Source organism: Pseudomonas sp. (genome assembly GCF_017744435.1).
In the GTDB taxonomy this organism is placed as follows: Bacteria; Pseudomonadota; Gammaproteobacteria; order Pseudomonadales; family Pseudomonadaceae; genus Aquipseudomonas.
In genome coordinates, this window is sequence record NZ_JAGIBG010000026.1 from 12,385 (window position 1) to 26,544 (window position 14,160).

The following is a 14,160-nucleotide window of genomic DNA, read 5'->3' on the forward strand; positions in this document are numbered from 1 at the left end:
CTTGGCGGGTTGAACAGGGAGACAACCATGCAACTGCCAGACATCCTGGAGCTTCAACCCGGCGCACAGCGTCGCATGGGTCGCCGATGAGCGCGCCCGTTCCCATTCGTACTGCCATCGCCACCTGCCTTGTGCTGGCCAGCCCCTTGCTGTGGGCCGGCAGCCTGCCCGTGCCGGTGGACGCGAAGGTCGTCGACCAGCGCCCGGCCGTGGAGCAGGAACGTGTCTACCCCATGGGCCCGCTACGCAAGATTAGCGGCCGCCTGCGTGTCGAAGACAAGATCGAAAGCCGTGGCCAGGTCAGCTCGGTCACCTATGAACTGCCGGTCGAGCGTAGTGCCCGCGAAGCCTTCACCAGCGCACGCGAAGAGCTGCAGCATGACGGCGGCTATCCGCTGTTCTGGTGCCAGGGCCGCGATTGCGGCGAAGGCAGCCTGTGGGCCAACGACGTGTTTGCCAATGCCCGCTTGAACGGCGGTGACGAGCAGCAGGCGTTCATCCTGCTGCGCCGCTCGGCCGAGGAGGCCGACACCCTGGTTGCGCTGTACAGCGTCACCCGTGGCAACCGCCGCGCCTATCTGCATGTGGAAGAATTCGTCGCCAGCAGCCCGCTGGGCGAGATACTGCCGACCGCCGCCACGGTGCTGCGCGAAATGCGCGACACCGGCAAGCTCGACTACCCTGACCTGGCTGCACCGCAGGACAGCTGGGTGACCTTGCTGGCACGCAGCCTGAACCTCGACAGCACCTTGCGCGCGAGCCTGAGTGGCGCCCAGGCCGAGGCCTGGCGCGAGCAACTGGTCAAGGCGGGTGTGCGTGATGGCCGGCTCGAAGTCGGCAACGCACCCACCGATGGCCTGCACCTGGAACTGATTCGTTGAGTGAGCGTCACCATGGCCAATAATGATCGCCTGCTGATCCAGATTCTGCTGCTGGCGCTGCTGGGTGCCGCCCTGTGGGTCATGGCACCGTTCATCTCCGCGCTGCTGTGGGGGGCTATCCTGGCGTTCGCCAGCTGGCCGCTGATGCGCCTGCTGACGCGTGTGCTGGGGGGCCGCGAAACCCTGGCCGCCAGCCTGCTGACTACGGCCTGGATCCTGATCGTCGCCTTGCCGCTGGTGTGGCTGGGCTTCAACCTGGCCGACCACATCCGCGACGCCACGGCCTTTGTGCGTGACGTGCAGGTCGATGGCCTGCCCGATGCACCTGACTGGCTGGGCGGCATTCCCTTCGTGGGCGAGCGCCTGGTCAGTTGGTGGCAATCCCTCGATCAGCAAGGCGCGGCCCTGTTGCAGTCGATGAAGCCGTACCTGGGGCAGGTCGGCAACTGGTTGCTGGCGCGCAGTGCGCAGATTGGCAGCGGTGTGCTGGAGCTGACCCTGAGCCTGGTGTTCGTGTTCTTCTTCTACCGTGACGGGCCGCGGCTGTCGGCTTTCGTGTTGCGGCTGCTGAACCGGTTGGTGGGCGAGCGCGCCGATTACTATCTGGAGTTGGTGGCCGGGACCGTCCAGCGGGTGGTGAACGGTGTGATCGGCACGGCGGCGGCCCAGGCGCTGCTGGCACTGATCGGCTTCCTGATTGCCGGAGTGCCTGGGGCGATCGTGCTGGGCCTGGTGACTTTCATGCTCAGCCTGATCCCGATGGGGCCGCCACTGGCCTGGATACCGGCGACGGGCTGGCTGGTGTGGAAGGGCGAATACGGCATGGCGGTATTCCTCGGTATCTGGGGCACATTCGTCATCAGCGGCGTGGACAACGTGCTCAAACCCTACCTGATCAGCCGCGGCGGCAACCTGCCGCTGGTGATCGTGTTGCTGGGTGTGTTCGGCGGCTTGTTGGCATTCGGCTTTATCGGCCTGTTCATCGGGCCAACCCTGCTGGCGGTCGGCTACAGCCTGCTGCTGGACTGGAGCCGTAACTCGGCGCAAACCCCACCGTAAGGCTGTTTTTACGCATTCTTTATAGCCAGTCTCTCCCTCCGGTCTCGTCCCTTTACGCCCCTCTCCCAGACAATTCCCCCAAAGCGGCCCAGGCCGTACCACGGGGGAATTGCACTCATGTACATGCTCGACGGGTTGTCACTGCTACTGGCAGTGGCATTGGCGGTTTACCTGCTGGTAGCGCTGCTGCGCGCCGATCGCAGCTAGGGAGCGGCCATGCACAGTTACGATTACCTCTTGCTGTTGGCCTTCTTCGCCATAGTGCTGCTGCCGGCACCCTGGCTCGGGCGTTTCTACTACAAGGTCATGGAAGGGCAGCGCACCTGGCTGACTCCCGTGCTCGGGCCGGTGGAGCGCGGCTGTTACCGCCTGGCCGGCGTGCGCGCCGACCAGGAGCAGAATTGGAAGCAGTACACGCTGGCCCTGCTGGCCTTCAACCTGGCCGGCTTCCTGCTGCTGTTCAGCGTGCTCCTGCTGCAAGGCTACCTGCCACTCAACCCGCAGCACCTGCCCGGCCAGGAATGGTCGCTGGCCTTCAACACGGCGGTGAGCTTCGTCACCAACACCAACTGGCAGGCTTACAGCGGTGAGGCGTCGGTCAGCTACCTGAGCCAGATGCTCGGCCTGACCGTGCAGAACTTCGTCAGCGCTGCCACTGGCCTGGCCGTGCTGGTTGCGCTGTGCCGCGGCATCGCCCGTCGCTCCACCACCAGCCTGGGCAACTTCTGGGTCGACATGACCCGCGCCACCCTCTACGGCCTGCTGCCGCTGTGCCTGCTGCTGGCGCTGCTACTGGTGTGGCAGGGTGTGCCGCAGACCTTCGCCGACTACGCCCACGCCGTGACCCTGCAAGGCGCCGACCAGACCATCCCGCTGGGCCCGGCCGCCAGCCAGATCGCCATCAAGCAGCTGGGCACCAATGGTGGTGGCTTCTTCGGCGTCAACTCGGCGCACCCGTTCGAAAACCCAACGGCCTGGAGCAACCTGTTCGAGGTAGCCTCGATCATCCTGATCCCGGTGGCCCTGGTGTTCACCTTTGGGCACTACGTCAAGGACCTGCGCCAGAGCCGCGCCATCATCGCCTGCATGCTGGGCCTGTTCCTGCTGGGCGGCGCCACGGCAATGTGGTCGGAATACCAGCCGAACCCGGCGCTGGACAGCGCCCAGGTGCAGCAGAGCGCGCCCATGGAGGGCAAGGAGAGCCGCTTCGGCACCACCGGCTCGGTGCTGTGGACGGTGACCACCACGGCGGCCTCGAACGGCTCGGTCAATGCCATGCACGACAGCCTCAACCCGCTGACCGGCATGGTCGCGATGGTCAACATGATGGTGGGCGAAGTGATCTTCGGCGGCGTCGGCGCCGGGCTCTACGGCATGCTGCTGTTCGTGCTGATCGCGGTGTTCCTGGCCGGGTTGATGATCGGCCGAACACCCGAATACCTGGGCAAGAAGCTGCAGGCGCGGGAAGTGCAGTTACTGGTGGCAACCCTGCTGGTGATGCCGGTCGGCGTGCTGGTGCTCGCGGCCATCGCCGCCAGCCTGCCAGGGCCTGCCAGTGCAGTGAGCAACCCGGGCGCCCACGGCTTCAGCCAGCTGCTGTACGCCTATACCTCGGCCACGGCCAACAACGGCTCGGCGTTCGCCGGATTTGGCGCCAACACGGTGTACCACAACGTGATGATCGGCCTGGCCATGCTGATCGGCCGCTTCGGCTACATCCTGCCGATCCTGGCCCTGGCCGGCAGCCTGGCGGCGAAGAAGAGCGCGCCCCAGGGCAGCAACAGCTTCCCCACCCACGGCCCGCTGTTCGCCTGCCTGTTGCTGGTGACCATCCTGCTGGTCGGTGGCCTGACCTTCCTGCCGACCCTGGCCCTCGGGCCGATCGCCGAACAACTGAGCCTGGGTTTCTGAGGAATCATCCATGAACATGCCCATTCCTGAAGTGAAAGCCTCACACTGCGCCAAGGACCAGACCCGCTTTGCGGCCCTGTGGCGGCCGGCGCTGGTGCAGGCCTTCGTCAAGCTCGACCCGCGCCAGCTCAAACGGGCGCCGGTGATGCTGGTGGTCGCCCTGACGGCGATCCTCACCACCGCGCTGTGTTTCGCCCCCGGCAATGGCGTCAGCACCGGTGTTGCCGCGCAGATTGCCCTGTGGCTGTGGTTCACCGTGCTGTTCGCCAACTTTGCCGAAGCCCTCGCGGAGGGCCGTGGCAAAGCCCGCGCCGACAGCCTCAAGGCCGGTAGCCAGGGGCTGACGGCACAGCGCCGCAAACGCGATGGCAGTTTCGAAAGCGTCGCGGCCACGGCGCTGCGCAAGGACGATGTGGTGCGGGTGGTGGCCGGCGAGATGATCCCCGGTGACGGCGAGGTGCTCGAAGGCATCGCAGCGGTCAACGAAGCGGCCATCACCGGCGAGTCCGCGCCGGTCATCCGCGAATCCGGCGGCGACCGCTCGGCCGTCACCGGCAACACCCGGCTGGTTTCCGACTGGCTGCTGATCCGCATCACCAGCAACCCCGGCGAGTCGACCCTGGACCGCATGATCGCCCTGGTCGAAGGCGCCAAGCGGCAGAAGACCCCCAACGAAATCGCCCTCGACATCCTGCTGATCGGCCTGACCCTGATCTTCCTGATCGTGGTGGTGACCTTGCAACCGTTCGCCCATTTTGCCGGCGGCAGCCTGCCGCTGATCTTCCTCGCCGCGCTGCTGGTGACGCTGATCCCGACCACCATCGGCGGCCTGCTCTCGGCCATCGGCATCGCCGGCATGGACCGCCTGGTGCGGCTGAACGTGATCGCCCGCTCCGGCCGTGCGGTAGAGGCAGCCGGCGACGTGCATACGTTGATGCTCGACAAGACCGGTACCATCACTTTCGGCAACCGTCGCTGCAGTGCCCTGCATGCGGCCCAGGGCGTGACAGCCAAGGAGCTGGGGGAGGGTGCCTTGCTCGCTTCGCTGGCCGACGACACCGCCGAGGGCAAGTCGATCGTCGAATACCTGCGCCAGTTGCACGACTTCGTCGAGCCGTCGCCCGGCCAGTACCAGGCCATCGCCTTCAGCGCCGAGACGCGCCTGTCGGGCATCGACTTCCAGCAACACCGTTACCGCAAGGGCGCCGTTGACGCCGTGCTGGCCTTCGTCGGCATGCAGCGCCTGGACCTGCCCACCGCCTTGGCCCGTGAAGTGGAGCGCATTGCCCAGAGCGGTGGCACCCCGTTGCTGGTATGCCTGGACAAGCGCCTGCTCGGCGTGATCCACCTCAAGGACGTGGTCAAGCCGGGCATCCGCGAGCGTTTCGCCGAGCTGCGCAAGCTGGGCATCCGCACCGTGATGGTGACCGGTGACAACCCGTTGACCGCTGCGGCCATCGCCGCCGAAGCCGGCGTGGACGATGTGCTCGCCGAAGCCACGCCGGAGAAGAAACTGGCACGCATCCGCCAGGAGCAGAACGACGGTCGTCTGGTGGCCATGTGCGGTGACGGCGCCAACGACGCCCCGGCGCTGGCCCAGGCGGACGTCGGCATGGCCATGAACGATGGCACCCAGGCGGCACGCGAGGCGGCCAACATGGTCGACCTGGACAGCGACCCGACCAAGCTGCTGGACGTGGTGCAGGTGGGTAAGGAACTGCTGGTGACCCGCGGGGCGCTGACCACCTTCTCCATCGCCAACGACGTGGCCAAGTACTTCGCCATCCTGCCGGCGCTGTTTGCCGCCATCTACCCGCAGCTCGGCGTGCTCAACCTGATGCACCTGGCCAGCCCGCAGAGCGCGATCCTCTCGGCCATCGTGTTCAACGCGCTGATCATCATCGTGCTGATCCCGCTGGCACTGCGCGGTGTGCGTGTGCAGGCGGCGAGCGCGGCGCACCTGCTGCGGCGCAACCTGCTGATCTACGGGCTGGGCGGCATCATCGTGCCGTTTGCCGGGATCAAGCTGATCGACCTGCTGCTCAATGCCCTGCACCTGGTCTGAGGAGGCCATCATGAACAGTTACGTACGCCCGGCGATGAGCCTGATCCTGCTGATGACGGTCGTCACTGGCGCGCTGTACCCGCTGGCGGTGACCGGGGTTGCCCAGCTGGCGTTCCCCGAGCAGGCCAATGGCAGCCTGGTGCGCGATGAGCGCGGGCAGGTGCGGGGTTCGGCCTTGATCGCCCAGGATTTCCAGGGCGATGGCTGGTTCCACTCGCGGCCCTCGGCCGGGGCATTCGCCACCGTGGCCAGCAGCGCCAGCAACCTGGCACCGAGCAACCCGGCACTGGCCGAGCGGGTCAAGGGCGATGCTGCGACGCTGTACCAGGCGCAGTTGGGGCCGGTGCCGCAGGCCTTGCTGACCACCTCGGGCAGCGGCCTTGACCCGCACTTGCCACCGCAAGCCGTGGCCTACCAGATTCCTCGGGTAGCGGCGGCGCGCCAGGTACCGGTGGAGCGCTTGCAAGCCTTGCTGGAAGAGGCCACCCTCCACCCATTGATCGGGCCGCCGGTGGTCAATGTGCTGGCCTTGAACCAGGCACTGGAACATCTTTGACCGGGGCCGCTCTGCGGCCCTTCGCGGGCTTGCCCGCTCCCACAGGGATCGCCACAGCTTTCATGCCAGTGGTATCCCTGTGGGAGCGGGCAAGCCCGCGAAGGCCTGCAGAGCAGGCCCAGGGAATACGCAAAAGAGCAAATTCTGAAGGATGAAACATGAGTGACTCCACCCGCGCAGACGCGCTGTTGGCCACCCTCCCACGCAGCGGCCGCGGCCGGCTCAAGGTCTTCCTCGGCGCCGCCCCAGGCGTGGGCAAGACCTTCGCCATGCTCCAGGCCGCCCACGCCCAGCAACGCCAGGGCGTGCAAGTGTTGGCCGGGGTGGTCGAAACCCATGGCCGCAGCGAAACCGAAGCGCTGCTCGGCGGCCTGCTCCAGCAGCCCTTGCTGCGCAGCGAATACCGCGGTGTCACCCTCGAGGAAATGGACCTCGACGGCCTGCTCAAGGCTGCCCCGACCCTGGCCCTGGTCGACGAACTGGCCCACACCAACGCCCCCGGCAGCCGTCACGCCAAGCGCTGGCAGGACGTGCAGGAGCTGCTCGCCGCCGGCATCGACGTGTACACCACGGTCAACGTCCAGCACCTGGAAAGCCTCAACGACAAGGTCCGCGGCATTACCGGCGTGCAGGTGCGCGAAACCCTGCCGGACTGGGTGCTGCAGGAAGCCTTCGAGCTGGTGCTGATCGACCTGCCGCCGCGCGAGCTGCTCGAACGCCTGCGCGAAGGCAAGGTGTACGTGCCGGAGCAGGCACGGGCCGCCATTGATGCGTACTTCTCGCAAACCAACCTTACTGCCCTGCGCGAACTGGCCATGCAGACCGCTGCCGCCCAGGTCGACGCCGACCTGGCCCACGGTTATCGCCTGCGCGGCGAAGCGGCGCCGGCCTTGCGTGGGCGCCTGCTGGTGGGCGTGGATGGTGACGAGCAGGCCGAGCGCCTGGTGCGTCACGCCAGCCGTGTTGCCCAGCGCCGCCACCTGCCCTGGAGCCTGGTGCACGTCGACAACGGCCGGCTGCGTGACGAAGCCGCCCGTCAGCGCCTGCAGGCGGCTCAGCAACTGGCCGAGCGCCTCGGGGGCGAGGTGGTGTTGCTGCGTGCCGGCGAAGTGGCGCGGACCTTGATCCAGCACGCCACCGAACGTCGCGCCAGCCTGGTGCTGGTCGGGCAATCCCGTGACCGGCTGCGCCGTCGTCTGTTCGGCGCCGGCGTCGCCACCCGGCTGCTGCGCGAAAGCCATGGCCTGGAGATCAACGTGCTCGACCGCGACAGCCAGGCACGGCCGGCGCGGGCGGCGGTCAGCCGGGTGTGGGTCTGGCGCCACTACCTGCTGGCGCTGGTGGCCACGGCGCTGGCCGCCGGCCTGGCCTGGGGCGTGTCGAGCGTGCTGGCGCTGCCCAACATCTCGCTGGTGTTCCTCGCCGCCGTGCTGCTGGTGGCCGTGCGCAGCAGTCTGGGCCCGGCGCTGGCCTGCGCGGCGCTGTCGTTCCTGACCTACGACTTCCTGTTCATTCCACCGAACTTCTCGTTCAGCATCCAGCGTGAGGAGGATGTGCTGACGCTGGTGTTCTTCCTGCTCATGGCGGCCCTCACCGGCAACCTCGCTGCCCGCCAGCGCAGCCAGCTGCAGGCCCTGCGCGAAACCCAGGCGCAGACCAACCAGCTGCTCGACCTGTCGCGTCGCCTGACGGTGGCCACCGATCGCCAGGCGGTGTTCAACGCCGCCGGTCGACACCTTAATGGCTGGAAAGACGTGCAGGTGTGCCTGCTGGAGCGCAACAGCGAAGGCCTGCTGCACCTGGCGAGCGGCGAAGCCCAGGCCTTGAACGACAACGAGCGTGCTGCCGCCGAGTGGGCCTGGCAGCATGGCCAGGCCGCTGGCCACGGCAGTGATACCTTGCCCAACGGGCGCTGGTGGTGGTGGCCGCTGGCGGTTGACGATCAGCCCCTGGCCCTGCTCGGTGTGCGCCCGCGTTCCGGCGAGCCATTGAGTGCCCAGCGTCGGCGCCTGCTGATGGCCCTCGGCCAACCCTTGGCGCAGGCGCTGGCCCGTGCCCGCCTGGCCGAACAGCTCGAAGCCGCTCGCCTGCACGGCGAAACCGAGCAGCTGCGCAGTGCCTTGCTAGCCTCGGTGTCCCATGACCTGCGCACCCCGCTGACGGCCATGCGCGGCAGCATCGACAGCCTGCTGGCGCTGGGCGAGGCGATCCCGGTCGAAGATCGCCGCGAGCTGCTCGAAGGCACGCGCAACGAAGCCGAACGCCTGGACCGCTACATCCAGAACCTGCTCGACATGACCCGCCTCGGCCACGGCGGGCTCAAGCTTGCCCGCGACTGGGTGGCCCCGGCCGACATTGTCGGCAGTGCCCTCAACCGGCTGCGCGCGGTATTGGCGCCGTTGCGCGTGCACACCGAGGTGCCCGGTGAGTTGCCGTTGCTGTTCGTGCATGCCGCGTTGATCGAGCAGGCACTGATCAATGTGCTGGAAAACGCCGCTCGCTTCTCGCCCGCCCAAGGCCGCCTGGAGCTGCAGGTTTCGGTGCACGACGAGCAACTGCACTTCGCCGTCAGCGATCAGGGGCCCGGCATCCCGGTGGCCGAGCGCGAAAAGATTTTCGACATGTTCTACACCGCCGCCCGTGGTGATCGCGGCGGGCAGGGCACCGGCCTGGGCCTGGCGATCTGCCAGGGCATGATCGGTGCCCACGGCGGGCAGATCCTGGTCGGTGAAGGCATCGATGGCCACGGCACCTGCATCACTCTATGCTTGCCGCTGCCCCAGCAACCCGAAGCCGAAAGCGAAGCCCCATGAGCCAGTCCGCCACCCTGTTGGTCATCGACGACGAACCACAGATCCGCAAGTTCCTGCGCATCAGCCTCAGCTCCCAGGGCTACAAGGTGATCGAAGCCGCCACCGGCAGCGAGGGCCTGGCCCAGGCGGCGCTGGCCAAGCCTGACCTGGTGGTGCTCGACCTCGGCCTGCCCGACATGGACGGCCAGCAGGTGCTGCGCGAGTTGCGCGAGTGGAGCGCGGTGCCGGTGCTGGTGTTGTCGGTGCGGGCCAGCGAGGTGCAGAAGGTCGATGCGCTGGATGGCGGCGCCAATGACTATGTGACCAAGCCCTTCGGTATCCAGGAGTTTCTGGCCCGGGTACGCGCGCTGCTGCGCCAGGTGCCGCAGGCGGGCGGCAGCGAAGTGACGGCGAGCTTCGGGCCGCTGGTGGTGGACTTCGCCTTTCGCAAAGTGACGCTGGATGGCCTGGAGATCGCACTGACGCGCAAGGAGTACGCGCTGCTTGCACAACTGGCGGGGCACCCGGGTCGGGTGATTACCCAGCAGCAATTGCTCAAGGACATCTGGGGGCCGACCCATGTCGACGACACCCACTACCTGCGGATCGTGGTGGGGCATTTGCGGCAGAAGCTCGGTGATGACCCGACGGCGCCACGGTTCATCATTACCGAGGCTGGGGTGGGGTATCGGCTTGTAGCCCCCGCTTCGATCTGACTGTTTGACGCGGCCTTTGTAGGAGCGGCCTTGTGTCGCGAAAGGGCCGCAAAGCGGCCCCTCGATTTCAGCTGTTAATCACAAATTGCCGGGGCTGCTGTGCAGCCCTTTCGCGACACAAGGCCGCTCCTACAGGGACTGCGCCGTGTCAGGCCCTGGGTGGTTCTTTCTCGAACAGCTGTCGCATGACCTCCAGATAGCGCCTGGCACCCAGGCCCAACGGCCGCGGCTTCAGCCAGATGATGTCCACCCACAACCGCAAGCGGCTGGCCATGTTGTCAAACCGAACCTCGGCCAGTGCCCCCGAGGCAATCAATGGCTCCACCAGCGGCTGCGGCAAGTAGGCCCAGCCCAGGCCGGACTGCACCAGATTGAGCGTCGCCAGATAGCTGTCGGTCAACCATATTCGCCGCGACAGCACCATGCGCGGATCCGACCCGGTGGCCTTGCCCGAGGCCACGATGATCTGCCGCTGTTCGGCAAACGCTTCTTCAGGCAGCGGCGTGCCACTGTTGCTGCCAGCGGGATGACGCGGTGAAGCGACGGCCACCAGCAGCTGGCTACCTGCTTCGAGAAAGGACTCGCGTTCATCGATCCCCGGGCGCTCGAACACCAGCGCCAGTTGTACGCTGCCCTCATGCAGCAAGCGCACCGCTTCGGTCTGGGTCGCCGAGCGCACTTCGATCTCCAGACTGGGAAATTCCTTCGCCAGGGTTTCCAGCGGCTGGCTCCAGCGGCCGGTCTGCAGCTCTGGGGCCATGGCGATGGTCAGGCGCTTTTCCAGCCCCTGGTGCAGTTGCAGGGCCTGGGCGTCGAGCAGGTTGAGCTGGCAGATCACCTGCCGCGCCTGGGGCTCCAGGGCCAGGGCGGCGCTGGTGGGCAGGGCCTTGCGTGTGGCGCGGTCGAACAGGGCCAGGTCCAGCTCGGCTTCCAGTTGCGCGATGGCCATGCTCACGGCCGACGGCACCCGCCCCAGTTTGCGCGCGGCGGCAGAGAACGAGCCCGCCTCCAGCACCGCGAGGAAAATTGCCAGGGAGTCGCTGCTGAAGGCCATGTGCGCAAACCTGAGGAAGAGGCCGGAAAGTATGAACACTCGCCGACCCGGTTGACAGCCCCCTTACAGGCCTTCGCCAAGCACCCGGTCGATGCTGTCGACGAAGTAGTCGACGCTCGCCCGGGTAGTGCACATCGGCGGCTTGATCTTGAGGATGTTCAGGTAGTCGCCGGTCGGCTGCATGAAGATCCCCAGTTCGCGCAGGCGGTCGCACAGCAGCATGGTTTCCTCGGTGGCCGGCTCCAGGGTTTCACGGTTGCGCACCAGCTCCAGCCCCAGGTAGAAGCCCGAACCATGCGCCGCGCCGGCCAGCGGGTGCTTGTCGACCAGTGCCTGCAGGCGCGCCTTGAAATAGCGCCCGGTGTCGCGGGCGTTGTCCCACAGGCCTTCCTCCTGCATCACGTCCAGTACCGCCATGCCGATGCGGCAGCTGACCGGGCTGCCGCCGGCCGAGGAGAAGAAGTAACCCTCGGCCTCCAGTGCCTCGGCGATCTCGCGGCGGGTGATCACCACACCCAGCGGCTGGCCGTTGCCCATGCCCTTGGCCATGGTGATGATATCGGGCACTACGCCTTGTTCCTCGAAGCCCCAGAAGTACTCGCCCAGGCGGCCGTAGCCGACCTGCACTTCGTCGGCGATGCACACACCGCCCCGGGCCCGGACCTTGGCATAGGCGTCGCGCAGGTAACCGGCCGGCAGCGAAATGCCCCCGGCATTGCCGTACACCGGCTCGCAGATGATGCCGGCCAGCTGGCGGCCACGGGCATCGAGGTCGGCCAGCTTGGTGTCGACGTCGCGCAGGTAGTCGGCCGCCGTGTCGGCACCGCGGAAGCGGCCGCGGAAGGTGTTCGGTGCCTCCACCGGGTGCACCCAGTCGGGGCGGGTTTCCAGGGCCTGCGGGTTGTCGGCGATCGAGGTGGAAATGGCATCGGTGGCCACCGACCAGCCGTGGTAGGCCTCCAGCACACTGAGCAGGTCGCGGCCACCGCTGTAGGCCCAGGCCAGGCGGATCGCCAGGTCGTTGGCCTCGGTGCCGCTGTTGACCATGAATACCCGGTCGAAGCCCTCGGGCGCGAGGTCGAGCAGGCGCTCGGAGAACTCGGTGATGGCAGCGTAATGGAAGCGCGAGTTGGTGTTGAGCAGCGACCACTGGCGCGCCGATTCGGCGACCATGCGCGGGTGGCCGTGGCCCAGCACGGCGACGTTGTTGAGCATGTCCAGGTAAGAGCGACCCTGCAGGTCGATCAGGTAGTTGCGCCAGCCGCGTTCGATCTGCGGTGGCTGCGCGTAGTAGTGCTTCTGTGAGCGGGCGAAGCTGGCGTCGCGACGGGCCAGCAGAGCCTGCGGGTCGGGCAACGGTTCGGCGTCGCAATCGAAGCCCAGCAGCACGGCAGGCGACGGGCACAGGGTCAGCCAGGCGTCAGCTTGCGACGGGGTGGCGAAGAACGGTGGCTGGATGTGGGTGTCGAGGCACAGCTGGACACTGAGGAAGCCGCAGCTGCTACCCAGGGATTGCCCTTTCGCCACGGCCTGGCCATCCGCCGGGGCCTCTTCCAGGCCTTGCAACCACAAGGCCCAGTGTGGCGTGCGCAGGCAACCACGACCGTCGCCGTGACGTTGCCAGATGCCCGCTTCGGGCGCCTGAACCAGGCTGCCGTTGGGCACATGCAGCTCAACGCCCAGCGCGCAGGTGGCAGGCTCTTCGGGGCGGTCTATGTGGGTTTGCGACAGGCGATACTGGCCGTGAAGGCTACAGGCCGGTGCAGGTTGCGAGCTCAGCAGGTGCTGGTCGAAGCCTGCTTGTTCCCAGTTGCTGGCCTCACAATGCACACTGAGCACGCCAAGGTCGACTCGCTTGACCGGCTGCCCCACCAACTCGGGGAGCAGCGGCGCACAGTCAGTCAAATCGGCTGCGTCGGCTGGCAGGCCGGCCGCCTGCAGAATGGCCGCCTCCATCAAGGCGAACGGCACGGCCGTGGCGGTATCGAAGATTTCCCATTCATGGGCGACGTTGTCGCGGGTGTACTGGTTGTCCGGGTCCACGGCCAATTGCTGCGCGCTGCTCAGTACCAGCACCGCCGCACGGTTCAGCACCAACGGCCACAAGGCACGCAGCTCGGCCTCGGTCAGCGGGTTGAGGGCCTGGTAGGCGCTGACCGCCGGCAGGATGCGTAGCGGGTCGCCCTCGGCATGGTGCAGCAGCGCTGCGCAGGTCACCGACAGGTCGGCGATGCGCCAGGTACGCGACAGGTCGCCGAAGTCGATCACACCCTGCAGTTGCCATTGGCGCTGGTCGTCCCGGGCCCACACGGTGTTGTCGTCGGTGATGTCCAGGTGCACGGCCTGGGTCGGCAGCCGCTGCGCCAAGGGTACCAGGCGCTCGCTGGCCACACGCGTGGCCTGCTCGATGCGGGTGCGTTGTCCGGCATCCTGCAGCATTGGCAGCAGGTGCTCGATCAGCGCCTGGGCATGTTGCGGGTCCCATTGCAGGGTGCGCTCCAAGCCTGGGTGGTCGAAGTCGACCAAGGCCTGGTCGAGCCGTGCGCACAACCTGCCCAGTTCAGCCATCAGGCGTGGCGGCATGTGCTTGAGGCGGGTCAGTGACTGGCCGTCGATGTAGTCGAGCAGGCGTACCCGCAGGGGCTGCCCGTCGATGTCCACTGCCAGCAGGTTTTCGCCACTTTGCGCAGCTTGCACGGCAGGCACTGGCAGGCCCTGCTCGCGCAGGTAGGCCAGGGCGGCGTGCTGCGCCTGCAGTTCGACTTCGGCGTAGCTGCCATGGCAGGCCTTGAGCACGAAGCGCCCTTGCGCTGCGTCCACGCGGAAGTTCAAGTCCTGCTGGCTGCCCAGCGCCGTCAGGTCGCCATCCAGGCCGAAGTGCGCCTGCAGCAGCGCATGGGCCTGGGCTTCGCTGAGAGAGGGGCTGGGCAGGCCGGAACGCTGGATCAGCGTATCGAGGGCAGGGGAGGCGGGCTTTTGTTGTTGGCTGGACATGGGCTCTACCGTTGTTGCTGGGAGTTGACTGGAGAGAATCTATTCCCGATCTGGCTGATGATGAAAGACGATCGTGATCAGAATTTCTGATGACTAGAGCCGCCCGGAGCTCCGGTCACGGCGCCGCGTATT

The 14,160-nt window shown here is 67.0% G+C and carries 10 protein-coding genes; 8 read left to right on the forward strand and 2 right to left on the reverse strand.

Annotation, left to right across the window (positions count from 1 at the left end; genetic code table 11):
- The first annotated feature begins 86 nt into the window (after positions 1–86).
- The 8 genes from J7573_RS17475 to J7573_RS17510 all read left to right on the forward strand — a co-directional run bounded on the left by J7573_RS17475 (position 87) and on the right by J7573_RS17510 (position 9,980).
- Complete coding sequence (locus J7573_RS17475) at positions 87–881, forward strand: DUF4892 domain-containing protein (protein ID WP_294337859.1); 795 nt, start codon at positions 87–89, stop codon at positions 879–881.
- A 12-nt stretch (positions 882–893) separates the two neighbouring features.
- On the forward strand, positions 894–1,940 hold the full coding sequence (locus J7573_RS17480; protein WP_294337861.1) for an AI-2E family transporter: 1,047 nt from the start codon (positions 894–896) through the stop codon (positions 1,938–1,940).
- 117 nt (positions 1,941–2,057) lie between these two features.
- The gene (gene kdpF / locus J7573_RS17485; RefSeq protein WP_033696222.1) at positions 2,058–2,147 is read left to right on the forward strand and encodes a K(+)-transporting ATPase subunit F; all 90 of its coding nucleotides are present in this window, start codon (positions 2,058–2,060) and stop codon (positions 2,145–2,147) included.
- Positions 2,148–2,156: 9 nt separating this feature from the next.
- Positions 2,157–3,851: a potassium-transporting ATPase subunit KdpA gene (gene kdpA, locus J7573_RS17490; RefSeq protein ID WP_294337868.1), complete on the forward strand. Its 1,695-nt coding sequence runs from the start codon at positions 2,157–2,159 to the stop codon at positions 3,849–3,851.
- 10 nt (positions 3,852–3,861) lie between these two features.
- Positions 3,862–5,916: a potassium-transporting ATPase subunit KdpB gene (gene kdpB, locus J7573_RS17495; RefSeq protein WP_294337870.1), complete on the forward strand. Its 2,055-nt coding sequence runs from the start codon at positions 3,862–3,864 to the stop codon at positions 5,914–5,916.
- A gap of 10 nt (positions 5,917–5,926) precedes the next feature.
- Positions 5,927–6,472: a potassium-transporting ATPase subunit KdpC gene (gene kdpC, locus J7573_RS17500; RefSeq protein ID WP_294337874.1), complete on the forward strand. Its 546-nt coding sequence runs from the start codon at positions 5,927–5,929 to the stop codon at positions 6,470–6,472.
- Between the two features lie 158 nt (positions 6,473–6,630).
- Positions 6,631–9,285 carry a sensor histidine kinase KdpD gene (locus J7573_RS17505; RefSeq protein WP_294337876.1) on the forward strand — a complete coding sequence of 885 codons (2,655 nt, stop codon included), beginning with the start codon at positions 6,631–6,633 and terminating at the stop codon, positions 9,283–9,285.
- Complete coding sequence (locus J7573_RS17510) at positions 9,282–9,980, forward strand: response regulator (protein WP_294337877.1); 699 nt, start codon at positions 9,282–9,284, stop codon at positions 9,978–9,980. Before J7573_RS17505 ends, J7573_RS17510 begins: the two co-directional genes overlap by 4 nt.
- A gap of 148 nt (positions 9,981–10,128) precedes the next feature.
- Here J7573_RS17510 and J7573_RS17515 read toward each other — a convergent pair whose 3' ends face one another.
- Both J7573_RS17515 and J7573_RS17520 read right to left on the reverse strand, forming a co-directional pair.
- Positions 10,129–11,034, reverse strand: coding sequence for a LysR family transcriptional regulator (locus J7573_RS17515; protein ID WP_294337880.1), 906 nt, complete (start codon positions 11,032–11,034; stop codon positions 10,129–10,131).
- A gap of 63 nt (positions 11,035–11,097) precedes the next feature.
- Complete coding sequence (locus J7573_RS17520; RefSeq protein WP_294337883.1) at positions 11,098–14,028, reverse strand: aminotransferase; 2,931 nt, start codon at positions 14,026–14,028, stop codon at positions 11,098–11,100.
- Between the last annotated feature and the right edge of the window lie 132 nt (positions 14,029–14,160).